General features: G+C 61.0%; 26 protein-coding genes, 1 tRNA gene and 2 pseudogenes. 10 read left to right on the top strand and 19 right to left on the bottom strand.

The window, feature by feature from the left end; all coding sequences use genetic code 11:
* The 3 genes and pseudogenes from EOB59_RS26010 to fghA form a co-directional block, all read left to right on the top strand.
* Window positions 1–268: pseudogene (locus EOB59_RS26010) on the top strand (formylmethanofuran--tetrahydromethanopterin N-formyltransferase); the annotation flags it as partial.
* Complete coding sequence (locus tag EOB59_RS26005; RefSeq protein WP_128289541.1) at window positions 265–1,074, top strand: formylmethanofuran dehydrogenase subunit C; 810 nt, start codon at window positions 265–267, stop codon at window positions 1,072–1,074. The pseudogene EOB59_RS26010 and the gene EOB59_RS26005, both read left to right, overlap by 4 nt.
* Before the next feature lie 102 nt (window positions 1,075–1,176).
* Window positions 1,177–2,007 carry an S-formylglutathione hydrolase gene (gene fghA, locus EOB59_RS26000; protein WP_127810591.1) on the top strand — a complete coding sequence of 277 codons (831 nt, stop codon included), beginning with the start codon at window positions 1,177–1,179 and terminating at the stop codon, window positions 2,005–2,007.
* A 329-nt stretch (window positions 2,008–2,336) separates the two neighbouring features.
* Here the strand turns inward: fghA and EOB59_RS25990 are convergent, their stop codons facing one another.
* The 8 genes from EOB59_RS25990 to EOB59_RS25955 form a co-directional block, all read right to left on the bottom strand.
* Window positions 2,337–2,543 carry a type II toxin-antitoxin system HicB family antitoxin gene (locus tag EOB59_RS25990; RefSeq protein WP_127810590.1) on the bottom strand — a complete coding sequence of 69 codons (207 nt, stop codon included), beginning with the start codon at window positions 2,541–2,543 and terminating at the stop codon, window positions 2,337–2,339.
* 4 nt (window positions 2,544–2,547) lie between these two features.
* A complete protein-coding gene (locus EOB59_RS25985) occupies window positions 2,548–2,748 on the bottom strand; it encodes a type II toxin-antitoxin system HicA family toxin (RefSeq protein WP_013532021.1) in 201 nt (66 codons plus the stop codon).
* Window positions 2,749–2,754: 6 nt separating this feature from the next.
* Window positions 2,755–6,537 carry a vitamin B12-dependent ribonucleotide reductase gene (locus EOB59_RS25980; protein WP_128289540.1) on the bottom strand — a complete coding sequence of 1,261 codons (3,783 nt, stop codon included), beginning with the start codon at window positions 6,535–6,537 and terminating at the stop codon, window positions 2,755–2,757.
* A gap of 600 nt (window positions 6,538–7,137) precedes the next feature.
* A complete protein-coding gene (locus EOB59_RS25975) occupies window positions 7,138–7,449 on the bottom strand; it encodes a PilZ domain-containing protein (RefSeq protein ID WP_127322526.1) in 312 nt (103 codons plus the stop codon).
* A 132-nt stretch (window positions 7,450–7,581) separates the two neighbouring features.
* On the bottom strand, window positions 7,582–8,070 hold the full coding sequence (locus tag EOB59_RS25970) for an NUDIX hydrolase (RefSeq protein WP_128289539.1): 489 nt from the start codon (window positions 8,068–8,070) through the stop codon (window positions 7,582–7,584).
* A gap of 213 nt (window positions 8,071–8,283) precedes the next feature.
* A complete protein-coding gene (gene gpt, locus EOB59_RS25965) occupies window positions 8,284–8,784 on the bottom strand; it encodes a xanthine phosphoribosyltransferase (protein ID WP_120017341.1) in 501 nt (166 codons plus the stop codon).
* Window positions 8,785–8,916: 132 nt separating this feature from the next.
* Window positions 8,917–9,750: a universal stress protein gene (locus EOB59_RS25960; protein ID WP_127272270.1), complete on the bottom strand. Its 834-nt coding sequence runs from the start codon at window positions 9,748–9,750 to the stop codon at window positions 8,917–8,919.
* A gap of 81 nt (window positions 9,751–9,831) precedes the next feature.
* Window positions 9,832–10,575: a competence/damage-inducible protein A gene (locus tag EOB59_RS25955; protein WP_127810586.1), complete on the bottom strand. Its 744-nt coding sequence runs from the start codon at window positions 10,573–10,575 to the stop codon at window positions 9,832–9,834.
* A gap of 321 nt (window positions 10,576–10,896) precedes the next feature.
* Between EOB59_RS25955 and EOB59_RS25950 the strand changes: the two genes are divergently transcribed.
* Window positions 10,897–11,178, top strand: coding sequence for a hypothetical protein (locus EOB59_RS25950; protein ID WP_128289538.1), 282 nt, complete (start codon window positions 10,897–10,899; stop codon window positions 11,176–11,178).
* 153 nt (window positions 11,179–11,331) lie between these two features.
* On the opposite strand, the gene EOB59_RS25945 is transcribed toward EOB59_RS25950, so the two are convergent.
* From EOB59_RS25945 to EOB59_RS25935, 3 genes are all read right to left on the bottom strand, one after another.
* Window positions 11,332–11,571, bottom strand: coding sequence for a DUF2188 domain-containing protein (locus EOB59_RS25945; RefSeq protein ID WP_095090749.1), 240 nt, complete (start codon window positions 11,569–11,571; stop codon window positions 11,332–11,334).
* 27 nt (window positions 11,572–11,598) lie between these two features.
* On the bottom strand, window positions 11,599–11,877 hold the full coding sequence (locus EOB59_RS25940; protein WP_127810584.1) for a DUF982 domain-containing protein: 279 nt from the start codon (window positions 11,875–11,877) through the stop codon (window positions 11,599–11,601).
* A 247-nt stretch (window positions 11,878–12,124) separates the two neighbouring features.
* Window positions 12,125–13,228: an NADH:flavin oxidoreductase/NADH oxidase gene (locus EOB59_RS25935; RefSeq protein ID WP_127810583.1), complete on the bottom strand. Its 1,104-nt coding sequence runs from the start codon at window positions 13,226–13,228 to the stop codon at window positions 12,125–12,127.
* A 224-nt stretch (window positions 13,229–13,452) separates the two neighbouring features.
* On the opposite strand from EOB59_RS25935, the gene EOB59_RS25930 reads away from it, so the two are divergent.
* A complete protein-coding gene (locus EOB59_RS25930; protein WP_127379810.1) occupies window positions 13,453–14,031 on the top strand; it encodes an NUDIX domain-containing protein in 579 nt (192 codons plus the stop codon).
* Window positions 14,032–14,121: 90 nt separating this feature from the next.
* Here EOB59_RS25930 and EOB59_RS25925 read toward each other — a convergent pair.
* Window positions 14,122–14,206: transfer RNA gene (locus EOB59_RS25925), tRNA-Leu, on the bottom strand.
* Window positions 14,207–14,581: 375 nt separating this feature from the next.
* Here EOB59_RS25925 and tig point away from each other — a divergent pair.
* The 5 genes from tig to EOB59_RS25900 all read left to right on the top strand — a co-directional run bounded on the left by tig (window position 14,582) and on the right by EOB59_RS25900 (window position 19,565).
* Window positions 14,582–16,048, top strand: coding sequence for a trigger factor (tig, locus tag EOB59_RS25920; RefSeq protein ID WP_023810443.1), 1,467 nt, complete (start codon window positions 14,582–14,584; stop codon window positions 16,046–16,048).
* A 160-nt stretch (window positions 16,049–16,208) separates the two neighbouring features.
* Window positions 16,209–16,733: a hypothetical protein gene (locus EOB59_RS25915; RefSeq protein ID WP_128289537.1), complete on the top strand. Its 525-nt coding sequence runs from the start codon at window positions 16,209–16,211 to the stop codon at window positions 16,731–16,733.
* 192 nt (window positions 16,734–16,925) lie between these two features.
* A complete protein-coding gene (locus EOB59_RS25910; protein WP_127323209.1) occupies window positions 16,926–17,306 on the top strand; it encodes a cytochrome c family protein in 381 nt (126 codons plus the stop codon).
* A gap of 137 nt (window positions 17,307–17,443) precedes the next feature.
* Window positions 17,444–18,415 (top strand): heme o synthase, encoded by a 972-nt coding sequence (gene cyoE, locus EOB59_RS25905; RefSeq protein WP_128289536.1) that lies wholly within the window; start codon window positions 17,444–17,446, stop codon window positions 18,413–18,415.
* Window positions 18,416–18,752: 337 nt separating this feature from the next.
* Window positions 18,753–19,565 (top strand): DUF2189 domain-containing protein, encoded by an 813-nt coding sequence (locus tag EOB59_RS25900; protein ID WP_127379813.1) that lies wholly within the window; start codon window positions 18,753–18,755, stop codon window positions 19,563–19,565.
* Between the two features lie 49 nt (window positions 19,566–19,614).
* On the opposite strand, the pseudogene EOB59_RS25895 reads toward EOB59_RS25900, so the two are convergent.
* The 7 genes and pseudogenes from EOB59_RS25895 to EOB59_RS25865 all read right to left on the bottom strand — a co-directional run.
* Window positions 19,615–20,089 (bottom strand): annotated as a pseudogene (locus EOB59_RS25895) (aminoacyl-tRNA deacylase).
* A gap of 177 nt (window positions 20,090–20,266) precedes the next feature.
* Window positions 20,267–20,668, bottom strand: coding sequence for a cytochrome C oxidase subunit IV family protein (locus EOB59_RS25890; RefSeq protein WP_127379815.1), 402 nt, complete (start codon window positions 20,666–20,668; stop codon window positions 20,267–20,269).
* A gap of 9 nt (window positions 20,669–20,677) precedes the next feature.
* Entirely contained in the window at window positions 20,678–21,400 is a 723-nt protein-coding gene (locus EOB59_RS25885) for a heme-copper oxidase subunit III family protein (RefSeq protein WP_128289535.1), read from the bottom strand.
* 12 nt (window positions 21,401–21,412) lie between these two features.
* A complete protein-coding gene (locus EOB59_RS25880; RefSeq protein WP_127396523.1) occupies window positions 21,413–22,117 on the bottom strand; it encodes a cytochrome c oxidase subunit 3 in 705 nt (234 codons plus the stop codon).
* Entirely contained in the window at window positions 22,114–23,883 is a 1,770-nt protein-coding gene (ctaD, locus tag EOB59_RS25875; protein ID WP_127321124.1) for a cytochrome c oxidase subunit I, read from the bottom strand. Before ctaD ends, EOB59_RS25880 begins: the two co-directional genes overlap by 4 nt.
* Window positions 23,884–23,907: 24 nt before the next feature.
* Window positions 23,908–24,792, bottom strand: a complete 885-nt coding sequence (locus EOB59_RS25870) for a cytochrome c oxidase subunit II (RefSeq protein WP_127321125.1) — start codon at window positions 24,790–24,792, stop codon at window positions 23,908–23,910.
* Between the two features lie 154 nt (window positions 24,793–24,946).
* The coding region (locus tag EOB59_RS25865) for a JAB domain-containing protein (protein ID WP_281061736.1) at window positions 24,947–25,073 on the bottom strand (127 nt) is incomplete at its 5' end.

Genomic DNA, 25,073 nt, shown 5'->3' with positions numbered 1-25,073 from the left:
ATACAAAGGCATGATCGCTTCGGCCAACGAAGCCTACGCGCCAACGCTGCGCGGCGTCGTCGCGAGTGAGCTCGGTCCCGACATCAACGCCGTCCTGGAAATCGTCATCGATGGTGAAACCAATGATGCAGTTGCCGCCGCGATGAAGGCAGGCATCAAGGCTGTCATAGAACTCGGCCCGAAAAGAGGCGCGGTTCGGATCAGCGCCGGCAATTACGGCGGCAAGCTCGGAAAATTCATCTACTCGCTGAAGGATATGCTGCCATGAAGGCGCTGACCTTCACCCTGGTTGCCGAGCCGCCGGAGCGCCTTGACCTGTCGCCGCTGACGCCGGAGCGGCTGGCCGGGATCGAAAGGCGCGACGTCGAAAGAATCCAGATCGGCATGTCGAAACACGGATCGAAGGTGGGCGACATTTTTCGCGTCGCCGGCAGCGATCCGACAAACATCGTGTTCGAAGGCGGAAGCACGCGCCTTGACCTTGTGGCGCAAGGCATGCGGGGTGGGTCGGTTCGCCTCGTTGGCAATGCGGGCGCCCAGGCCGGGCGCGCCATGCGCGGTGGCAAGCTCACGATCGAAGGCAATGCGGGTCCATACGCCGGTTCCGGCATGCGCGGCGGCAGGCTTGAGATAACAGGCAATGCCGGCGACCACCTCGGTGCGCCGCTCGTCGGGGAACTGGCCGGCGTGAACGGCGGTGTGTTGATCGTCAGGGGCAAGGCGGGCGCCTTCGCGGCGGACCGCATGCGGCGCGGCCTGATAGCGGTGCTGAAAGGCTCCGGCGACCTTGCCGGCAGCCGCATGATCGCCGGCACCCTGGTGGTGGCCGGTGGCACCGGCGAGATGCCCGGCTATTTGATGCGTCGCGGTTCGATCCTTCTCGATCGCGCGCCGGCACGCACGTCCCCGAGCTTCGTCGAATGTGGCGCGCCCGAGAGCGTTTTCGCTGCCATCATCGATCGTCATCTGATCGCCGAGGGCATTTTGAAACGGCCGCTTCTGGGGAGCGCACCGCGCAAATATGGCGGGGATAACGCAGTGCTCGGAATGGGCGAGGTTCTTTTTCCGCGCTGAGATCCGTCGACACAGGAACCATAGGATGGCAGGACGCAAGTGCTTGCCGCTGGGTGGCAGTGGTGGGGCCGACCGTCATCCGACCCGCAACGTGGAGAACACATGAAAATCATCTCTCAAACGAAGGCCCATGGCGGCGTGCAGGGCGTCTATTCCCATTTGTCGACGAGTTGCCGTTGCGACATGACTTTTGCCGTTTTCATACCTCCGCAGGCGCGGGAGGCGCCTTGTCCCGTTGTGTGGTATCTCTCAGGCCTGACGTGCACCCACGCCAATGTAATGGACAAGGGCGAGTACAGGCGCATGGCCGCCGAGCTTGGCCTGATCGTCGTTTGTCCCGACACCAGCCCGCGCGGGGCCGACATTCCGGATGAAAAAGACAACTGGCAGTTCGGCTCCGGCGCCGGCTTCTATCTCGATGCGACGCAAGAACCTTATGCGAAGAACTATCGCATGTATTCCTATGTGACCGAGGAGTTGCCGGCTCTCATCGCGGCTGAATTTCCAGCCGATATGGCGCGCCAGGCTATCTCCGGCCATTCGATGGGCGGGCATGGCGCGCTGACGATTGCCTTGAAGAATCCGCAGCGTTTCAAGAGCTGCTCGGCGTTCGCCCCGATCGCCCAGCCAAGCACCGCCGGCTGGTCGAAACCGGCCTTTGAGAAGTATCTGGGCAAGGATGAGCCTTCGTGGCGAACCTGCGACGCGACGTCGCTCATCGACGACGGATACCGTTTCCCCGAATTTTTGGTGGATCAGGGAACGTCGGACGGATTTCTTGACGACGGGCTGAGGCCTTGGCTGCTTGAAGCGGCCTGCGCCAAAGCAGGTATTCCGCTAAAGCTGCGGATGCAGGATGGATACGATCACTCGTATCTTTTCATCTCCAGTTTCATGGACGACCATCTGAGATGGCATGCTGAGAGGCTTTGATCTGGGCAGGCCGAAGGCATGGCCAGATGCAAACAAGTTATTGAATCCGACGCCTTACACCGAGGGCGCCGCGCCTGCCGCCGTCAGACGCTACACATTTAGCCGCGACGCCGCCTATGCGAAAAAGCTGAAAGCGGTAGCAAGCCTCGATGAAATCCCGGAGCCACCGTGCGGCGACTGGGGCGAAATGCCTGACGGATCCAGTATTTCGAGGTGCCGGCGGGTACGGGGCGCAAGCTGCTATTCGTGGGGCAGGACGAGCCGTTGACGAGCAGACGCTGCGGGTGTTGCCGGCGGGGTAGATGCCGAGAATCCCGATTGCAGGAATTTTATGCCTCTATGTATTCCGCGAGGCTGACACCCTTGGGCACATTCAGGCCATCGGCTCGCAAACCTTCGATGTGAAAGCGTATTGCGTCGCGAATCTCGGTTTCCACTTCAGGCACAGTGGCACCTGTCGCGATGCAGCCGGGTAGGTCCGGCACATAGGCAGAGAAATTACTTCCTGCTTTTTCAATCACCACTGCGTAACGCATGTCATCACTCCTTCAAACCTGACTGCTTTAGGATGCTGTTCAGTGTTCCTGGCGCAACCTCTTCAGACGGCTTGCCAGCCACGGTGACGCGGCCGGCTTTGACTTCATGCTTATATTGGCGATGGCTGCCCTTGGTTGCAACCAGATACCAGCCGTCGGCCTCCAGCAGGCGAATGATCTCGCGAACTGTAAGCCGAGGTGGCACTAGACCTCAGCTACACCCGCTCGTCGAGCCGCACGTATCGCACTTCTCGCAGGTCCCGTTACGCACCATCGTGAAATTCTGGCACTCGGAGCAGGAATTGCCTGTGTAGCCTTGGAGCAGGGACCTTGCACGGCGGTCGTTGGCGAGTTTCTTGGCTTCGGCAGCCTCAACGGCTGCGGCGTCGGTGAACAATCCCGTCGTGGCATCGGAAGCAACACCCGCCGCCTCCTCGAAGGCGATGTCTTCGGCCAGTTCCTTTGCCCGCTCCTCATAGTCGCGTTTGTAGGCGACCGCTTCGTCGCTGGCGGGTTTCAGCGCCAGCACGTTGGAGCCGGAGAACGCGGTCGGTGCCGAGCGGGCAGGGGCGCCCGACGGGGCCGCAAAACCTTTCGGATCATTGCCGCTGACGCGCGACACCAGCTTCACCGGCGAGGCGCCACGGGTCAGGCCCTTGGAGACCGCATCGGTCTTGCCTTCGCTGATGCCACGGCCAAGTGCGGTGTTGGAAAAGTCCGACTGGTCGACATGGGCGAGGTCGTTGCGGCCGAGATAGGAGATCGCGAGTTCGCGGAACACGTAATCGAGGATCGACGTCGCGCTCTTGATGGCGTCATTGCCCTGCACGATGCCGGCCGGCTCGAACTTGGTGAAGGTGAAGGCGTGCACATATTCGTCGAGTGGCACGCCATATTGCAGGCCCAGCGAAATGGCGATGGCGAAGTTGTTGAGAAGGCCACGCAAGGTCGCGCCTTCCTTGTTCATGTCGATGAAGATCTCGCCGAGACGGCCATCGTCATATTCGCCGGTGCGCAGGAAGATGGTGTTGCCGCCAATCTTGGCCTTCTGCGTGTAACCCTTGCGGCGGCCGGGCAGCTTTTCCTGCTCGCGCGACACGCGCTCGATGATGCGCTCGACGATCCGCTCGGTGATCTGTGCGGCACGTGCTGCCGCTGGTGCGGCGAGCAGCTGCTCGACGGCTTCATCCTCGTCGTCCTCGCCATCGGCGAGCAGCGAGGAGTTGAGCGGCTGCGACAGCTTCGAGCCGTCGCGGTAGAGCGCGTTGGCCTTCAGCGCCAGCTTCCACGACAGCATGTAGGCGCCCTTGGCGTCTTCCACCGTCGCATCGTTGGGCATGTTGATGGTCTTCGAGATGGCGCCGGAAATGAAGGGCTGTGCCGCCGCCATCATCTGGATGTGGCTGTTGATGGACAGCGAGCGCTTGCCGATCTTGCCGCACGGGCTGGCGCAGTCGAACACCGCCAGGTGTTCGGCCTTGAGGAACGGCGCGCCTTCCAGCGTCATCGCACCGCAGACATGGATGTTGGCGGCCTCGATGTCCTTCCGGGAGAAGCCGAGCGCCGGCAGGATCTCGAACGAGAAATCGTTGAGCTGCTCGTCGGTGAAGCCGAAATTCTCCTTCACCCAGTCGGCGCCAAGCGTCCACTGGTTGAAGACGAACTTGATGTCGAAGGCCGACTTCAAGGCTGCGTTGAGCGCGGCGATCTTGCCGTCGGTGAAGCCCTTGGCCTTGAGCGCGCCGGGGTTGATGGCCGGCGCCTGGTTGAGGTTGCCGTGGCCGACCGCATAGGCCTCCATCTCGGCGATCTGGGCTTCGGAATAGCCGAGCGTGCGCAGCGCTTCCGGCACGGCGCGGTTGATGATCTTGAAATAGCCGCCGCCGGCCAGCTTCTTGAACTTCACCAGCGCGAAGTCGGGCTCGATGCCGGTGGTATCGCAATCCATGACCAGGCCGATCGTGCCGGTCGGCGCGATGACGGTCGCCTGTGCATTGCGGTAGCCATGCTCCTCGCCGAGCTCGATGGCGCGGTCCCATGCAGCCTTGGCGTGGGTCGCGAGGTCCTGCTGCTTCAGGTCGGAAGCGACCAGCGGCACCGGGTTGACGGCAAGCTTCTCGTAGCCCTGCTTCTCGCCATAGGCGGCACGGCGATGGTTGCGCATGACGCGCAGCATGTTCTGCGCATTGCGGTCGTAGTCGGCGAAGGCGCCGAGTTCGCCGGCCATCTCGGCCGAGGTGGCATAGGCGACACCGGTCATGATTGCGGTGAGTGCGGCGCAGATGGCGCGGCCTTCATCGGAGTCGTAGGGAATGCCTGATGTCATCAGCAGGCCGCCGATATTGGCATAGCCGAGGCCGAGCGTGCGGTATTCGTAGGACTGCTTGGCGATCTCCTTCGACGGGAACTGCGCCATCATCACCGAGATTTCGAGAACGATGGTCCACAGCCGCACCGTGTGCCCGTAGGCTGCGATGTCGATCGTGCCGTCGGCGTTGCGGTAGGGCAACAGATTGATCGAGGCGAGATTGCAGGCCGTGTCGTCGAGGAACATGTATTCGGAGCACGGGTTGGACGCCCGGATCGCACCGGCCGATGCGCAGGTGTGCCAGTCGTTCATCGTGGTGTTGAAATGCAGGCCCGGATCGGCCGACGCCCAGGCGGCGTAACCGATCTTTTCCCAGAGATCCCTGGCCTTCAGCGTCTTCAGCACCTTGCCGTCCTTGCGGGCGGTCAGGTGCCAGTCGGCATCGTCCTCGACGGCGCGCAGGAAATTGTCTTTCAGCGACACCGAATTGTTGGAGTTCTGGCCCGAAACTGTGAGGTAGGCGTCCGAATCCCAATCCGTGTCGTAGGTCTTGAACGACATCGACGAATAGCCTTGCTTGGCGAACTGGATGACGCGGTAGATATAGTTCTCCGGCACCGCGGACTTCTTGGCCGCCTTGATCTCGCGCTTCAGCGCGGTGTTGATGGCCGGGTCGAAGCAGTCGTCGCCATTGCCTTCGCAGTTGACGCAGGCCTTCATGATCGCTTCGAGATGCTTCTTGACGATCTTCGAGCCAGTCACCAGCGAGGCGACCTTCTGCTCTTCATTGACCTTCCAGTCGATGAATTCCTCGATATCGGGGTGGTCGGCGTCGACGATGACCATCTTGGCGGCGCGGCGCGTGGTGCCGCCCGACTTGATGGCGCCCGCCGCGCGGTCGCCGATCTTGAGGAAGCTCATCAGGCCCGACGAGCGGCCGCCGCCGGACAGTTTTTCGCCTTCACCGCGCAGCAGCGAGAAGTTGGAGCCGGTGCCGGAGCCGTATTTGAACAGGCGCGCTTCACGCACCCACAGGTCCATGATGCCGCCCTCGTTGACGAGGTCGTCCTGCACGCCCTGGATGAAGCAGGCATGCGGCTGCGGATGCTCGTAGGAGGATTTCGACTTGGTCAGCTTGCCGGTGAACGGGTCCACATAGAAGTGGCCCTGGCTCGGGCCGTCAATGCCATAGGCCCAGTGCAGGCCGGTGTTGAACCATTGCGGCGAGTTCGGCGCGACGCGCTGGGTGGCCAGCATGTAGGCAAGCTCGTCGCGGAAAGCGCGCGCGTCTTCCTCCGACCCCTTGAAGTAGCCGCCCTTCCAGCCCCAGTAAGTCCAGGTGCCGGCAAGCCGGTCGAAGACCTGGCGGGCGTCGATCTCGGAACCGTAGCGCTCGGCTTCCGGCAGCTTGGCAAGTTCCGTCTCATCGGCGACGGAGCGCCACAGGAAGGAGGGGACGTCGTTCTCTTCGATCTTCTTCAGGCGCGCCGGCACACCGGCCTTGCGGAAATATTTCTGCGCCAGGATATCGGCTGCGACCTGGGAGAACTGCGCCGGCACGTCGATATTGTCCAAGCGGAACACCACCGAACCATCCGGATTCTTGATCTCCGAAAGCGCCTTGCGGAATTCGATCTCCGCATAGGCAGATTGTCCTGGCTTGGTGAAACGACGCTCGATGCGCATTGGTCCGGTCCCTTTTGTCTATATATAGCGCTTTCCTCCAGGGATTTCTGCCCCCGATGCGAAACGCGCATGTCCGCCGTCTGCCGGGCGTTCGAAAACGGCCGGCTCTCCATTTTCGCGGTCTCCGCCGGCCCTGCTGGTCAAACTCCTTGCGAAGTATCTGTCCAACGCGCCGACGAACCCGCGGGTCCCTCAAAACTGATTTTTTCCGATTCCCTCGATCGAGGGAAATTCACACTATCTAGCGTCGAACCTACCTGCAAACACTAAGTATAGTATTAACAGACAATTTATTCAAGCCCGACAATTGTCCCTATCGTCCCCAACCGCCCCACAATCCCAATGCTTCCGCCGGCCTCGTAAACAGGCGGAAATGCGAGCAAAAACGCACATAATCCGGGAAAAAAGACCGGGCTCAGAACTTTCCGGTCGCACTCTCAACAGGAGCACATGGCCCATAAAAGGCGACTCGTTTTGCGCCGTCAAGGATTCGTTTGCGTAGCTTTTGTGACCCCAACATCTTGTGTGTCACATATGTGGATAACGGGGATAGAATGCAGGCGCGGATCACGATTTTCCGCGCGCAAGCTCGCCCGGGCGTCAGCCGTAATGCAGCCGGGGCTTTGGTTCGGTGCCGGTGAACTGCACCCCGATACGGTCGTTGCGACGCCAGCGGACCTCGCACCGATAGGCAATGCCGTCGAGCGGCACATAGAGAAGGAACCGATCTGGGACCCGGGCTTCGAGCGGTATCTTCAGTTCGGCGCCGCCGTCGTGCTGGTTGCGCAGCGTGCAACCGACTTCCGAATTCGAAATTCCGGTGATGATCGACCCACCCTTGAGCACGCGCGGACGATGCTCGCGCTGGGGGTCGTCGGACTCGTTTGGAATTGGATTTGCGGGATTCGCCATCGATCAAAAATACCAGAGCTGCCGAATCCTACCCTTGATTCCTTAGCAAAGCATTCATGTCGAAGTACGGCAACGCGTGTCTAGCTTTTGCAAGCCAGTCCCGTTTTGCAAAGAGAGCTGTGTGGCCGCCCGTCAGGAGAAGCTGTGCGGGTCGGCGCAGAAATAGGCGATGATCTGGCAAAGGTCGGGTTCGTTGACCATGCGCACCGCTTCGCTCGCACGGACCCATTTGCGGGTGCGTGAGTGTTTTTCCTTCCAGCGGTCCGCGACTTTGTCGACATGCAGTGGAAACACCAGGACCTCGCACGGCACTTCTTCGCCGGAAGCCAGGACCTTGGCGTAGAAGTAACGGCCGGCTTCAAGATGAGAGACACGGCCGCGCAGCCCGGCCTCCTCGCTGGCTTCGCGCGCCGCGGCCTCGCAGAGCGGCTCCCTGGCCTCTGGCCAGCCCTTGGGCAATACCCAGCGGCCAGTATCGCGGCTGGTGATCAGCATGATTTCGACGCCGTCGCCCGTGTCGCGCCACGGCAGGGCGGCAACCTGCAGGCGGCACGGCGCCGTACCGAAGAGCCGTCGGACCCTTTCGGCCAGATGATTGTGTGTCGTTGGCCTCGTCAACATCGAAGAAGCTAGCCTCAGCCTCCGGAATCGTTTGCCGTCTCACGAATATTACGGCTAATTGTCGGCAATAAAAGTAAAAAATTTCATTCGCCTGGCCGATTTCCGCCAATAGACGTCGATTTCGCAAAATATCCGGCCCTGCCGGACCGGTTTGCGAAAGCAAATCATGCCCGGGTGCAAGCTGCTGGTTTGTAACAGGCAGGTTGTTGCGAATCAGCCGGCGTGGTCGTCGGCGATCGGCTTCTGGTAGGTGAAGCCCATGTCCCAAGGGAAATAGATCCAGGTGTCCTGGCTGACTTCGGTGACGAAAGTGTCGACCAGCGGCCGGCCTTTCGGCTTGGCATAGACGGTGGCGAAATGCGCCTTGGGCATCATCGCGCGCACGATGCCCGCCGTCTTGCCGGTGTCGGTCAGGTCGTCGATGATCAGCACGCCGGCGCCGTCATCGACGAGTAGGGCAGGGGTGATCTCCTTGAGGACCTGCAGCTGCCCCTGGCTGGTATAGTCGTGGTAGGAGGCGACGCAGACCGTCTCGATGACGCGGATGCCGAGTTCACGCGAGATGATCGCCGCGGGGACCAGCCCGCCTCGCGTAATGCAGACGATCGCTTTCCATTGTCCCTTGTTGGCGCCGGCAAGCCGCCAGGCGAGCGCCCGGGCGTCGCGATGGAATTGGTCCCAGGAGACCGGAAAGGCTTTTTCGGGAAGGGACATGTCGCGCACTCCACAGCACGCGGGGATCGCGCGCAGGAAAACAGGGGAATGCGCGCGGAATTAGCTGGAAAGCCCCCATCTTGGCAAGAGCAAGGGCCTTGGCAAAGGCAAGGCCCAGCGATCGCTGTGGACCTACCGCGACAGGAAGGCTGCCACCGGCGCAGTGCGCAGCACGCTGCGCGTCACGCCGCCGAACAGAAGCTGACGCAGCCATGAATGGCTGTAGGCGCCGAGCACCAGCAGATCGGCGCCGGTTTCCGCGATTCTGGTCTGGATGATGTCATCGACCGAATTGCCGCCCGACTGCTGCACCGAGACGCTGACGGTGGCGCCGTGGCGCGACAGCGCCGACGCGATTTCGGCGCCGGCGGCCTCCGGGCTGTCGTCGAGCGTTTCAGGAGGGTCGATAACCAATATGTCAGTCTTCTCGGCTTCGATGATGAAGGGCAGCGCGTCGAAGGCGGCGCGCGCCGCTTCCTTGCTGCCGTTCCAGGCGAGCAAGACGCGTTTGAAGGTGGTGATCAGCGGACCCTCGTGCGGCACCACCAGCACCGGCCGGCCGGCATCGTAGACCAGCGTGTCCACGTCCGCGCTGGAATCGCCGCCCGTTTCGCGCTGCGCCGCTATGATCAGGTCGGCGGCCCGCACGCTCGAAATCCCGGTCAGCGCGCTGTCACCCGAAAAGCTCTCCAGGCTTCGCCACTCGAAGGAAAGACCGGAATCCTCGATATGTCTGAGAAACAGCGCCTTTAATTTCTCGGCCCGTTCCCGGTTCATATCTGCCGAAACCTGCAGGAATTCGGTGTCGGGAAAGCCTGTGGCAGAGGTGTAGGGCACGGGAAGCGTTTCGGCGTGGATGCCGACCAGATGGCTCTGGAACCGGGTGGCGAGCGGAATGGCGCAGTCGAGCACGCGCTCGGCGTCCTGCTCGTTCTGCAGAATGGCGACGATGGTTTTGAATCGCATGACAATCCCTCGATTTACGAGCTGGTGAACTCGTGCCGGGGAAACGTTGCAGCGTCGTGCTTTGTTCCGGTCTGGACCAGATCAGCCGGGATTGCTGGCGAAGCCGGCGACCATCGCCTCGACGTCGGCGCGGGCGGCGTCCAGCGCCTCCTGGTTGCGGGCACGCACGACCAGCTCGGTCCAGAACTTGCCGTCGCCATATTTCGGGTAGGAGCCGATGATCGTATCGGGATGCGCTTTCTGGATATCACCCAACGGCCCGCCGATGAGGCCTTCGCCGAACGGGCAGGGCACGGTCGCCGAAAGCATCTTCGTGCCGGCCTTCAGCGTCGGCACGACATTGTCGAGCATGGCCTGGAAAATCGATGGCACGCCGGCCATGACGTGGACGTTGCCGATGCGGAAGCCAGGTGCGACCGACACCGGATTGTCAATGAGATCGGCGCCGCGCGGCATCCGCGCCATGCGCTTGCGGGCCTGCGTATATTCGATGCCACGCGCGGCATAGCTTGCTTCCAGCATCTCATAGGCCCGGGCATCGTATTCGCAAGGCACGCCAAAAGCCTTGGATATGGAATCGGCCGTGATGTCGTCATGCGTCGGACCGATGCCGCCGGTGGTGAACACATAGGTGTAACGGCTGCGCACGGCATTCACCGCGGCGATGATCTCGTCTTCCTCGTCAGGGACGACACGCACTTCCTTCAGGTCGATGCCGATCGCCGTCATGATGTCGGCGAGATGGCCGATGTTCTTGTCCTTGGTTCGGCCGGACAGAATCTCATCGCCAATGACGAGCATGGCAGCGGTCACGATTTCAGGCATGGAAGGCTCCGGCAAGGCGTGTGGCCTGGGAAGGCGAGTGGTCTGAGATAGCGCGGCGCGACGGTGGCCGCAATGTCATCTTCGCGCCGCCAAGGCGAGCCGATGACGTCAAGGATCTAGGTTCGAACCGTTCGAGGGAATAGGGCACATGCAGCAATTCGTCGTCCCGGAGCGAACCGCCGCGTTCATCGAGCGCATCGCCGGCCGGGCTTTGCTGGTCAGGGCCTCACCTGAGCCTCACGACAATTTCAAGGAACCATTCGGCTGACTACCGGGTTTTATGAGTGTCCCACCAAAGCGGCTAAGATACGGAGTGATTCAATGGTTACAAAAATTCTCGCAGCATCTGTTCTGACGATCGGTCTCGCAACATCGGCGATGGCGCAGTCACTGGACGACAGGTATTCCAACAATCGTGATTGGTGGCTGTTCGGCAACAACGACCAGACAATTGTCGACCCCTATACCACGGGAAGCATCCGTGACGGCTCCGGGTTGAACACCCAAGGCAACACCGGCGCAATAGGCCCATGTGCCCACAACACGCCAGGCCCGGACGCTAACGCTGGGCAAAACGTCAACGATCAGTATTGCGGCAAATAGCCAGAACGCGATTTCCGAAAAGCGGATACCGATTTTCTGGAAGGCCATCTTCAAGAGCTAGTCCGAAAGGCCCGTGGCTGGCCGCTAGCCCGTCCTCTCTTTGGACGGCTGCGGCTGGCGTCCTGCCTGGCCGCTCGACATCAGCCGCATAAATTACTCTGAGACTTCTGTCTGCGGCCGGTCGCGGCCGTCGGCCAGTTCGTCGTGCCATTTGCCTTCGGCGTCCTCATACTGGATGCCGTCGGTCGCTCCGGCGACCTGCTGCTCGGCCGAGGCGATTTCGGCCGCACGCAATGCGTCCTGATGCGTGGGAAACGTCTCGGAAAAGGTCGCTCCGACCTTGTAGGCCCAGCCGCCGTCATGTTCGACGATCTTGTAAGTCAGCTTCGCCATGGAAAACCTCCGGTTGAAACCGTCTGCTCAATGCAGCCGGTCGTCGGGCAGTCTGTCGTCGGGCACCAGCACTTCCGATTCCTTGGCGGCTTCAATCAGCGCCCGGCGCGCATCTGCTGTCGAACGATAACCTTCCAGCACTTTGAGGCAAGTGTCGAGGGCATCACGATGGCGCGGGCCGCGATTGAGCGGCCACACCGTCATCAGGCACTCCGCTGCCTCCTGGGCGCTGCGGATGTGGCGATATTTGCCGACGTGGCCAAGTTCGAGGACGACCGGCACTTCAAAAGGTTTGTTGTCCATCATGGCCGCAACGCAAAGCAGCCAATTTGGTTGCAACCATGGCCGCCAGCCTGCGCCCAAACGTCTCAGAGGCTGTTTGAAGGCTCTAACCTGCGGTCAGCGCTGCAACCGGCAAGAATGCCCTGAACAGGTTTCCTCCCAAGCCCAGCCACGCCCACTCCACGCCAACCGCTTGCGGACGGAATAGCAGCGAAGCACCGTCAAGCTGTCTGGAGACAGGAGGGGCGCGCGTGTCGGGAGCGCGGACCGTTCAGCCCACCGCCTTCATCCAATGCTGCATCGTGGTCACCGAACGGGCAAGCTGCGGCGCCGGGTGGATCGTTTCGCTGAATGTCGCCGCCGCACGCCATCCCCAGCGCGGATCAGCCAGGAAGGCCCGCGCCAGCGCCACCATGTCGGCGCGGCCCTCGGTGAGGATCGCTTCGGCTTGCCTGGGGTCGTCGATCAGGCCGACGGCGCGGGTCGGAATATCAGCACCCTTGCGCACCGCTTCCGCCAGATGCACCTGATAGCCAGGGCCGGTGGGCAATTTCTGCAACGGCGAATTGCCGCCGCTCGAGCAGCAGAGATAGGCAACGCCCTCGTCCTTGAGCGCCTTGGCCACTTCGATCGCGTCCGCTACGTCGAAGCCGCCATCCACCCAATCCATCACCGACAGCCGCGCGCCGAGCATCAGCTTTGGCGTAGCCTTGCGCACCGCCTTGGCGATCTCGACGACAAGACGCATGCGGTTTTCCAGCGAGCCGCCCCAGCGGTCCGTGCGCTGGTTGGACAAGGGCGACAGGAACTGGAAGACCAGGTAGCCATGCGCGGCGTGCAGTTCGATGAAATCGAAGCCGGCGCGTTCGGCCCGCCTTGCGGCTTCGGCGAAGCGCTCGATCAGTTGCAGGATCTCCTCGTCCTCCAGTGCGTGTGGCACGTTCCAACCGGTGTCGTAGGGTATGGCCGAGGCGGAGACGGTCTGCCAGGGATCCTCGTTTGGCTGCAGTGGCCCGCCGCCTTCCCACGGCTTGCGGTTCGAAGCCTTGCGGCCGGCATGGGCGAGCTGGGAGCCGAATTTCGTGCCGGGTGCGGCGACGCGTCGGGCGGCGTCCAGTGCGCGGCGGGCTGCGGCCTCATTGTTTTCGGAATAAAGGCCGAGGCAGCCATGGGTGATACGCCCGCGCCGCTCGACATCGGTCATCTCGACTGTGACCATGCCGGCGCCGGACATTGCGAGGTTCATCCAGTGATGGAGATGCCAGTCACTGGCCGAGCCGTCGTCGGCGGAATACTGGCACATCGGCGCGACGGCGATACGGTTGGGGAAGGTGAGGCCGTCGAGGGTGATCGACTGGAAAAGCGACGCTGTCATGAGAAACTCCGGGAGGGTTCGCCGCTATTTAGGCGACCGATGGCGCCTGCGCCAGACACGAGGCGGTGAAAGGGGGTCTGGACCAATCACTGACGGGATTGCCGAAATGCCGGTTCGCGGATACGCCTCGGCAATGCATGGCCCCAAAAGTGGCCCCGGTTTGGGAGAGCGACATGCATAAAACGGGAGCATAAAGCGCGACGCGCTTTTGCATGGAGACCACGATGGAAGATCGTATTCGCGTCCGTTCGGAGGAAATCCTCTCCGACGACTGGGCCGTCCTGAAGAAGACCGTTCTCGACTACCGCCGGCGCGACGGTCAGTGGGAGACGCAAATCCGCCAGACCTATGATCGCGGCGATGGCGCGGTGATCCTGCCTTACGACCCCTTGCGTTCGACCGTGCTTCTGGTGCGTCAGTTCCGCTATCCCGCCTACGTCACCGGCCACCGCGAGCCGCTGATCGAGGCCTGTGCCGGCCTGTTGGACGAAAACGATCCCGAAACCTGCATCCGCAAGGAGGCGGAGGAAGAACTCGGCTACCGGCTGCAGAACGTCGAGCGGCTGTTTTCGCCCTATATGAGCCCCGGCAGCGTCACCGAACGTCTCTGGTTCTTCATCGCCCGCTATTCACCCGCCGACCGCATCTCGGCCGGCGGCGGCGCGCAAGAAGAGGGCGAGGACATCGAGGTTCTGGAAATGCCGCTCGACGAGGCACTGGCCGGCATCGCCGACGGCCGCATCATCGACGCCAAGACCATTATCCTGATCCAGCATCTGAAGCTCAACCCGATCGCCGCCTGAACGGCGCCGGTCCTCCTTAGCCAAGGCTTCGGGAGGACACTCCTTCATCTATTCGGGTGGCCCGCCACCCGAAGCTCGAAGAGCGAAGGGTGGTGCGGATGAAGGGACTCGAACCCCCACGCCTTTCGGCACTGGAACCTAAATCCAGGGCGTCTACCAGTTCCGCCACATCCGCATGGACCGGCAATCCCATGTGGCCATCATTCTGTCAATGTCGGAGACAAGATGTAGAGGTCAGGGATAAGATGTGGTCAGGTCCAAATGCTGGTTATTCGCCGGGATGCGAAGACTGTTGAAAATTGGCCTCGCCTGTGACAAAAGGCGTGTCAAATGTGACGGGACGCGACGATCCGCTTCTGCAGAATGTGATAAGAAGTAGGAAAAACAAGAACTTATTCACATTTTGGAACGCAGTTTGGGAGAGTTTGAGCCGGGTTTTCGGTCAAATCGCCAGGTTCCGTACCAAAAGCCATTCCCGGCAAGAATATACCGGCAGGCTGTGAACGGCAGAGGCCGTGGCAGTCTCATTGGTGAAAACAAAGGTTTTACGATGCAGGTCACCGAAACGCTCAACTCCGGTCTCAAGCGAGAGATCAAGATCACCGTGCCGGCCGGTGACATGGAAGCCAAGCTGATGGCGCGGCTTTCGGATGCCCGCAACAAGGTCCGCATCAACGGCTTCCGCCCGGGCAAGGTGCCGGTGCAACACCTGCGCAAGGTCTACGGCAAGTCGTTCATGGCCGAAGTGGTCAACGAAATCCTCAACGATTCGACCCGTTCGATCATTACCGGGCGTGGTGAAAAGGCTGCCATGCAGCCCGAAGTCATCATGACCGAGGACGAGAAGGAAGCCGAGAAGATCCTGGCCGGCGGCGCCGACTTCGAATTCCGCCTCAACTACGAGATCATCCCGGCAATCGAGATCAAGGACTTTTCCGACATCAAGGTGACACGCCAGGTGTTCGACGTGCCTGATGCCGAGATCGACGAGCAGGTCCAGCGTGTTGCCGAATCGGCGCGCAGCTACGAGCCGAAGACCGGCAAGGCCGCCAATGGCGACCGCGTCACCATCGACTATGTCGGCAAGATCGACGGCGAAGCCTTCAATGGCGGCGCGGGCACCGATCAGCCGCTGGTGTTGGGTTCGAAGGAATTCATCCCCGGCTTCGAGGATCAGCTGGTCGGCGCCAAGGCCGGTGACGAAAAGCAGGTCACCGTGACTTTCCCGGAGAACTACCAGGCCGCGCATCTTGCCGGCAAGGAAGCGACCTTCGACGTCACCGTCAAGGAAGTGTCCCAGCCCGGCGCGCTGGAAATCAACGACGAGACCGCCAAGAACCTCGGCCTGGAGTCGCTGGAGCGCTTGCGCGACGTCGTACGCGGCCAGATCGAGAACCAGTTCGGCGCCATGACGCGCCAGAAGGTCAAGCGCCAGCTGCTCGACCAGCTCGACGCGGCTTATTCGTTCGAGGCGCCGTCGAAGCTCGTCGACGCCGAGTTCAACAACATCTGGGCGCAGGTCAATCGTGACCTGGAAGCAGCCGGACGCACCTTCGCCGACGAAGAGACGACGGAAGAAGAGGCGCGTGCCGAGTATCTGCGGCTTGCCGAGCGCCGCGTGCGTCTCGGCCTGGTGCTGGCTGAAATCGGCGAGAAGGCCGGCGTGACCGTATCGGACGAAGAGCTGCAGCGCGGCCTGTTCGAGCAGGTGCGCCGCTATCCGGGCAACCAGCAGCAGGAAGTCTTCGAGTTCTACCGCAACAACCCGGAAGCGTTGAACACGCTGCGGGCGCCGATGTTCGAGGAGAAGGTGGTCGACCATCTGCTCGGTCAGATTTCGGTCACCGACGTCAAGGTCAGCAAGGAAGAGCTGATGGCCGACGACGAAGAGGACGAGACCGCCGTCAAGGCGAAGCCGGCGAAGAAAGCCGCCGCCAAGAAGGCCGACGCCAAGAAGGCCGACGACGCGGAAGAGCCCAAGAAGAAGGCCGCGCCGAAGAAGAAGGCCGCCGAATAACACCAGCGCTCCGCTGAAACAGGAAGGCCGCCCTCGAGGCGGCCTTTTTCGTTGCCAAACTGCAACAGCCGCCATGCTTCGCGAGCGGCGGCCTGTGGCGACCAAGCTTTGATCATTATCTGCGCTTCTATTGCAAGCCGCTTGGTTGTTGGAGGGCGTGTTGAGACTGTTCGTCGAATTGGGACACGCTTCGGCAATCGCGCTGGTCCTTGTCTCGGCCTGCGGCATTGCCCAGGCCGGCACGGTGTCTGACAACTGGCGCTTCGGCACGAGTGAAGACGGCCTCGTCACGGCCTCGCTCTATGCCACCAACAAGCTGATCACCGGCGGCGGTGCCTTGAGCTACAGCCCGATCCTGACGATTGCCTGCCGGGCAAACGGCGAGCCGCATTGGACTGAATGGCTGCAATTGAACGACGCTGTTTCGGCCAGCCGCAAGATCACCATGTCGATCACGGTCGATCAGGAGAGCAAGTTCGATGAAAGCTGGGCGGTCGGGCCGCGCGGCCGGATGCTTGTGCGCGATGGCGCCGATGGCATCAGGCGCCTTGTCGCCGCGAACCGACTCCAGCTTTCGTGGCGGTTCGGGCTGCTGGCGGGGCGCGGCGAGGCCGATTTCGACCTCGCCGGGTTCGGAGAAGCGGTCAATCAGGTAGCCGGCAGCTGCAACACGGATGTACCTTGAGCCACTGTAGGCCACCTAAACCTTGTACGGTCGACCTCTTCTACCCGCCGGCCAGACTCTGTGGTATATAGGTGCCGTAATTCCATTTGGGGGGAGAAGCGGATAATCTGTTCCGCCGTGCAAGGCCTATTGCTGGTGTGATCGGCACGCGCGGATCGTCTCGGGCACATTTGACGATCAGGGAGGAAAGTCATGCGCTTAGTCGCGTTTTTCGCCGTCATCTCTGTTGCAACCTTCGTCGCCGGTCCATCGCAGGCTCAGGATGCTGCTGCTGGCGAGAAGGTCTTCGCCAAATGCAAGGCCTGCCACATCGTGGAGGAGGACAAGAACAAGATCGGTCCATCGCTGCACGGCGTCATCGGCCGCACCGCGGGGACGCATCCAGATTTCAAATATTCCGATGCCATGATTGCGGCCGGCAAATCCGGCCTCAAATGGGATGAATCAACACTGACGACCTATCTTCACGATCCCAAGGCCATGGTAAAAGGGTCCAAGATGGCGTTTGCCGGCCTCAAGAACGATGCGGACGTGGCCAACGTCATTGCCTATCTGAAAACGTTCTCCAAGTGACCTGACACCTCCGTCCTGCGTTTAACCTCTTGTTTTACTGTGATCTTATCCGAACCAGGGCAGCGTAAGCAAAGACCGGTTTTCAGTTTTCGCTCGCGCCTTTAGTTCGGATCATGGCCCAGGTGCTTCCATCAGAGATGTCGACTAGGGAAAACCGCCTCAAGGATACCGACATCCGCCTCTCGGAAGCGACTGCGGGTGATTTCTTCGCGCTTTTAAAGCCGCGGGTCATGGCGCTTGCTGTATTCACTGCGTTCGTTGGCCTGATGGCGGCGCCCGGTGCGATGAATCCGGTCATCGCCGTGATTGCAATCGGTGCGATTGCGATCGGAGCAGGAGCGGCCGGGGCTCTCAACATGTGGTACGACGCCGACATCGACGCGCTGATGTCGCGCACATCAAAGCGGCCGGTTCCGTCAGGCCGCGTCACGCCGGGTGAAGCCCTCGGCTTCGGCCTGGTGCTTTCCGCACTTTCGGTCATCACGCTCGGCGTGCTGGTGGGCTGGCTTGCCGCATCGCTGCTGGCCTTCACCATCTTCTTCTACATTGTCATCTATACGATGTGGCTGAAGCGCTCGACGCCGCAGAACATCGTCATCGGCGGCGCGGCGGGTGCCCTTCCTCCTGTCATCGGCTGGGCGGCCGCCACTGGCGCGATCGGCGTTGAAAGCTTCATCCTGTTTCTGATCATCTTTCTGTGGACGCCGCCGCATTTCTGGGCACTCGCGCTGTTCAAGGTCGGCGACTACGCCGCTGCGGGTATCCCGATGATGCCGAACGTGGTTGGCTTGGCCTCGACCAGAAAACAGATATTCGCCTATTCGCTGCTCCTGGCGCCAATCGGCGTGCTGCCCTGGGCGTTCGGATTCGCGAGTGAGTTCTATGGAATTGTTTCGACTGCATTGGGCGCGGGTTTCATCTGGCACGCCTGGAAGGTCCTGATCGCTCCCGAAGAGGAGATGAAGCCTGCAAAGGCGCTGTTTGCCTTCTCGATTTTCTATCTTTTCGCGATCTTTGCCATACTGCTTGCCGATACGATCGCGATGCGAGCGTCCACGTCAACTGGAGTTGACGGCAAGACCGCTGTTAACGGAATACTGGTCGGATGAGGCAGCCAGTCTGTACTGCCGAATTGAAGGCGTTGCGGACCAGAATCGGCTCGAACATCACGAAGGAATCGCACAGAATCCCAGGATCAGCAGGGCGACCACGCCGAGGCCGAGTATGAGAAGCGTCCTTTCATCCATGACCTTCACCTTTGAACCCGAGAATATCGAAAAAAGACCACCAGAGCTAGCCGAACCGCCGGGACCCTTCTGACAAAGGGCGACAAGTCTCTGGCAAGAGAGTATGTTGATTGCGGTGCAGGTCGCGGTTTTGCGTGGCCACGCAAACGGCAGCACCGCGAAGCCGCGACCTTACCGGACCTGGTCTGGAGGAATGGTCATGGCTAGCTTTCATGTGATAGCAGGCGCCAGCGAGACGCTGGAACATACCAAAATTCGAAAAATCGGTGTTTCCGACCTTTTCGACGCGCTCAGGCGGGGCGTCGACGATTTCATGGTCAAACCGTCACATATCGTTTTTCTCTGTCTGATCTATCCGCTCGTGGGTGTCGTGCTCGCCGCCTGGACTTCGGGCGCCAATGCGTTGCCGTTGCTGTTTCCGCTGGTCTCCGGTTTCGCCTTGATTGGCCCATTCGCGGCGATAGGCCTCTATGAAATCAGCCGCAGACGGGAAGCCGGCGTGGACTCCTCCTGGAGGCATGCTTTCGAGGTCAGGAATTCTCCGGCGCTGCCGGCCATTGCCGCGGTCGGCATCATGCTGTTTGCAATCTTCATCACCTGGCTTTTGACCGCGCAGATGTTCTACCAATACCTTTTCGGCCCGGCTCCGCCTGAATCGATATCCGGCTTCATCAATGAAATATTTGCCACCGGACGCGGCTGGACGCTGATTATCCTGGGGCACGCCATAGGCTTGGTCTTCGCTGTGGTGGTGTTGTGCACAACGGTCGTCGCCTTCCCATTGTTGCTCGACCGGGACGTCGGCGCCTACGAAGCCATCCACACCTCGGTGCGTGTGGTGCTGGCGAACCCGATCACCATGGCCGTGTGGGGCCTGATCGTCGCCGTCGCCCTGATTATCGGCTCGCTGCCGGTGTTCGTCGGGCTGGCTGTCGTGTTGCCGATCCTCGGTCACGCCACCTGGCATGTCTACCGCAAGGTCGTGGAGCCGCCCGCAAGGCCGGCGGTTTGAGCAAAGTCTCCTCGCCGCACAGGCGAGGGGGCGGTTCTGATCGAAACTGTCAGTAAGCCGGGTGACTGAAGCGAGCCTGGTGTGCGCACATGATCAGGTTACGGAAATCCGCGCCACTGACATGCACCAGCGTTCTATGGTCGCCGCCTTCGAAGTAGACGTCGGCGGCATCGGCGAGGCTTTCTTTGACAATCACCGCGTACATCATAGGCAGCGCCGATCGGCGGAATGGCGCCGGTGTCGCAATCATCGAAGAGCGAAACCACCTCGTCTTCGGAGGCGAGTCCGAGACGCTTGTCCATGACATCTTGCAACCTGCCAAGTTCGATCCTGTGGGTGCTCGGAACCACGGCCAGCGTATAGCCAAGCTCGTGGTGAACGACCACGGATTTCGCCAGGATGCTGCCGGGCACATGCGCGGCTATTGCCGACTGCCGGCTTGTTGAAGTGCGATGATGGGCGACGGTGTCGTAGGAAATTCCCTTGCCGTCGATGAAATCCCTTAATCTGTTTGCGATCGTCATCTTGGCCTCCCTTGCCAGACTTCGCGACGCGCGTAGAACGAGAGAAGTCATTCTGCCGATGTCGCTTCCGATATCTGGAAAATGGACCAGCCGCCCGTTGTTTCAAGGCAACCGAACGGCAAGCAGCATCGTCGCACAACTGAAGTCGGGGCAGATGGATCTCACCCAGCTCTTGATTCAGGGCCCGTCTCCGAAAAACACCAACCGGGTGAAAAGCGTGTAATCCGCTTCGAAGACCATCATTGCCACGAACACAAGCACCAGTATCGGCGGCAGGATGATCGCATAGGTCAGCGCCAGCCGCTCCCAAGCCATGTGCATGAAGAAGGCGACGATCAGGCCCGCCTTGAGCATCATGAAGATCAGGATCAGCGACCATCTGAGATAGCCGTGGAGGCCGAAATAATCGACCATGTAGGAACAGGCGCTTAGGATGAACAGCCATGCCCAGACCACCAGATAGAGTTTGATCGGGTGTTCCTGATGGACCTCGGCATGGGGGGCAGCCGTCCGAGCTTCATGGGCGTGACCAGCGCCAAGTCCGTGTTGTCCGAGGCCGTTTGCGGTTGCTTCAGCCATATCTGCCTCTCACCAAAGATAGAAGAAAGCGAAAATGAACACCCAGACCAGGTCGACGAAGTGCCAGTAGAGCCCCATGATCTCGACGCTCTCGTAGTGACCCCTGCGGCTGGTGAAGAAGCCGCGCCGTCCGGTGTCGTAGTCTCCGCGCCAGACCTTGCGCGCCACGATGAGCAGGAAGATTACCCCGATCGTCACATGGGTGCCGTGGAAACCGGTGATCATGAAGAAAGACGAACCGAATTGTGCGGCGCCCCAGGGGTTGCCCCAGGGCCGCACCCCCTCAGTGATCAGCTTGGTCCATTCGAAGGCTTGCATGCCGACAAAGGTCGCGCCGAGTGCCGCGGTCAGAAGCATCAGAATTGCCGTCTTCCGGCGGTCGCGGCGATAGCCGAAATTGACCGCCATGGCCATCGTGCCGCTGCTCGAGATCAGCACGAAGGTCATGATGGCGATCAGGATTAGCGGAACATTCGAGCCGCCTATGTGCAGCGCAAAGACATCGCTCGGGTTGGGCCACGGCACGCGCGTCGAAATACGCGCGGTCATGTAGGAGAGCAGGAAACAGCCGAAGACGAAGGTGTCGCTGAGCAGGAAGATCCACATCATGGCCTTCCCCCAGGACACGTTCTTGAACGCCCGCTGATCCGAGGACCAGTCGGCGGCAATGCCTTGCCAACCCGCTGGCCGGGGCGTCGTTTGGCTGATATGCGTCATTGTCGTCTCGGACATCCGCTTGATCCCTTAGGTCAGCAATTGTCGGCAAATGTCTATGAACGTAGCGCCCCAGCCGGCAAGCAGGGCGAATATGGCGAGCCAGACGAAAAGCAGGAAATGCCAGTACATGGCGCACAGCTCGACGCCGAGGCGAAGCCGTTCCGGCCGCGCTCCATTCCAGGCGCCGGCAGTCGTTCTGCCGAGACCGACCAGCCCGCCGAGTATGTGCAGGCCATGCATGCCGGTGATTAGGTAGAAGAAGCTGTTGGCCGGATTGGAGCTCAGCAGATAGCCGTCTTCGGCCAACTGCCGCCATGCCACCAACTGCCCGACCAGGAAGGCAAGCGCCGTGAGCCCGGCTGTGGCGAGGCCGAGTCTGACCATATCGCTCTGCCGCTTGCGCGCGGCGGCCGAGGCGCATTGCAGCGCGACGCTGCTGAGCACCAGCACGCCGGTGTTGAGCCAGAGCAGGCGCGGCAGCGGCAGCGGCTGCCAGTCCGACAGCGCCATGCGCATGAAGTAGGCGCTGGTGAACAGCGCGAACAGGCAGCCTACAACGGCGAGGAAGACACCGAGGCCGATCTTAGCCGTCGGCAGCGCCGAGCGGTCGAGGGCGACAAAATCCTCGGCCATGCCTTGCTCGAGCCATGGCTTCGACATCAGCCGCTGATGGGAAAGCCACCATCCGACAAAGGCGACGACCACCAGCAGGAAGACCAGGATGACGCTCATGCCGGCTCCTTGTAGGTGCCGAAGGAGCCTGGCACGTTCTGCGGAATGAAATCCTCCTTGGCGCCCGGCACGCTGTAGTCATAGGCCCAGCGATAGACGATCGGCAGATCCTTGCCGAAATTGCCGTGGGCCGGCGGGGTTTCGGACGTCTGCCATTCGAGCGTCGTGGCGCGCCAGGGATTGCCGCCGGCCTCACGGCCGTGACGGATGCTCCAGATCAGGTTGAACAGGAACACGATCTGGGCAAAGCCGACGATGAACGCCATGATGCTGATGAAGGAGTTCAGGTGGTGGGCCGATTCCGTCATGATCGTCATGTCGGTCAGTTCGGCATAGCGCCGTGGCAGGCCCACTAGGCCAAGATAGTGCATGGGGAAGAAGATCAGATAGGCGCCGAGGAACGTGACCCAGAAGTGGAACTGGCCGAGCGTCTCATTCAGCATCCGACCGGTTACCTTGGGGTACCAGTGGTAGATTGCGCCGAAAATCACGAGGATTGGAGCGACGCCCATGACCATATGGAAATGCGCAACCACGAACATCGTGTCCGACAATGGAACGTCGACGACGACGTTGCCAAGAAACAGGCCGGTCAAGCCGCCGTTGACGAAGGTGACGATGAAGGCCAGGGCAAAGAGCATCGGTATGGTGAGATGGATGTCGCCGCGCCACAGCGTCAGCACCCAATTGTAGACCTTGATGGCGGTCGGCACGGCGATGATCAATGTCGTGGTGGCGAAGAAGAAGCCGAAATAGGGGTGCATGCCGCTGACATACATGTGGTGAGCCCAGACCACGAAGCTCAGCGCGCCGATGCCGACGATCGCCCAGACCATCATCCGGTAGCCGAAGATGTTCTTGCGCGCATGGGTGCTGATCAGGTCGGAGACGATGCCGAAGGCCGGCAGTGCCACGATGTAGACCTCGGGGTGACCGAAGAACCAGAACAGATGCTGGAACAGGATCGGGCTGCCGCCGCCATGCTGCAGTTGTTCGCCCATCTCGACGATCGCCGGCATGAAGAAGGAGGTGCCGAGCGCACGGTCAAACAACATCATCACGCAGGCGACGAACAGCGCCGGGAAGGCGAGCAGCGCCATGACGGTGGCGGTGAAGATGCCCCAGACCGTCAATGGCAGGCGCATCAGCGTCATGCCCCGCGTGCGGGCCTGCAGCACCGTCACGACATAGTTCAGGCCGCCCATGGTGAAGCCGATGATGAACAGGATCAGTGAGACAAGCATCAGGATGATACCCCAGTCCTGGCCGCCTGGCGTACCGGTCATGATGGCTTGCGGCGGATAAAGCGTCCAGCCGGCACCCGTCGGTCCGCCGGGCGCAAAGAAGCTCGACACCAGAACCACCACGGCAAGCAGATAGATCCAGTAGCTCAGCATGTTGACATAGGGGAAAACCATGTCGCGAGCTCCGACCATCAGCGGGATCAGGTAGTTGCCGAAGCCGCCCAGGAAGAGCGCCGTGAGCAGGTAGACCACCATGATCATCCCGTGCATGGTGATGAACTGGTAATAGGCTTCCGGGGTGATGAAGTCGAACGTGCCGGGGAAACCGAGCTGCAGCCGCATCAGCCAGGACAGCACCAGCGCCACCATGCCGATTGCCGTCGCCGTCGCCGAATACTGGATGGCGATGACCTTGGCGTCCTGCGAGAAGATATACTTCGTCCACCAGCTGTGCGGATGGTAGAGTTCCATTTCCGGGACTTCGGCGGCCGGGACCGCATCTGCAGGCGTGATATCGACCATAGGAGGAGTTCCTCCGTGCCCTTTTCAGCGGGACCCGACAGTTTCGAGTTTTGCCGCAACTTTTAAAGCTGATGCCGTTGCCTTGCCCGGCGCCTGTTGCGCCGAGCCCGTCTGCTGGGGCGCCGACAATTGCGCGAATGTCTGCTGCTGGTCGAGCCAGGCCACATAGTCCTGCTCGGTGTCGACTATGACGATGCCATTCATCAGAGGGTGGCCTTGGCCGCAAAGCTCGGCGCACAGCACCTGGAAGGTTCCTGTCTTGGTCGGCGTGAACCAGAAATAGGTGACCGAGCCCGGGATCATGTCCATCTTGGCGCGGAACTCCGGCACGTAGAAATCATGCAGCACGTCGATCGAGCGGAGCAGCATCTTGACCGGCTTGCCGACCGGCAAATGCAAATCAGCCGCTTCGACCACGACATCGTCCTGACCGTTGGGATCGCCGGCGATCACGCCCAGCGGATTGTCCGCGGTGACCTCGCGGGTGTCGGATCTGCCAAGCTTGCCGTCCTTGCCAGGCAGACGAAAACTCCACTGCCACTGCTGGCCGACGACTTCGACCACGGTTGCGTCGCTGGGAACGTTGACGAACTGGCTCCAGACGAACAGGCCGGGAACCAGCAACGCCGTAACCCCGACCGCGGTGACGATCGTCAGCCACGATTCGAGGCGCTTGTTTTCCGGTTCGTAGGCAGCCCGATTCCCTTCCCGATGACGGAAGCGGAAGACGCAATAGGCCATGAACAGAACCACGGCGGCGAAGACGACACCGGTGATCCAGAAGGTGATGCTGATGGTGTTGTCGATATAGCCCCAGTTCGAGGCAATAGGCGTCCACCACCATGGACTCAGCAGGTGAAACAGCACCGAGCCCACAACGATCAAAACGAGTACAAGCGCTACGGCCATGTCCCGTCCTCCCGGCATTCAAAGGGCGATCGAAGCTGTCCCGGCGAATGCCAAGTTCATCATAGCTCTTTTTGCGATCGAAATTCCAGAGCCGACTATCTTGACGGGAAAAATACCGCCTTTTTGCTACAGCGACCTTCGAGAAGGGCCGTTCCTAGATCAGCAGCAGGCCCTTCATGCTCGAATAGCCCTTGCGCCCGATGATGACATGGTCGTGCACGCCAATACCCAGCCGCTTGCCCGCCTCGATGATCTCCTTCGTCATTTCTATATCGGCTCCT

The organism is Mesorhizobium sp. M7A.F.Ca.MR.176.00.0.0 (assembly GCF_004023165.1).
Lineage (GTDB): Bacteria > Pseudomonadota > Alphaproteobacteria > Rhizobiales > Rhizobiaceae > Mesorhizobium.
This window is presented reverse-complemented; position numbering and strand designations above follow the sequence as displayed.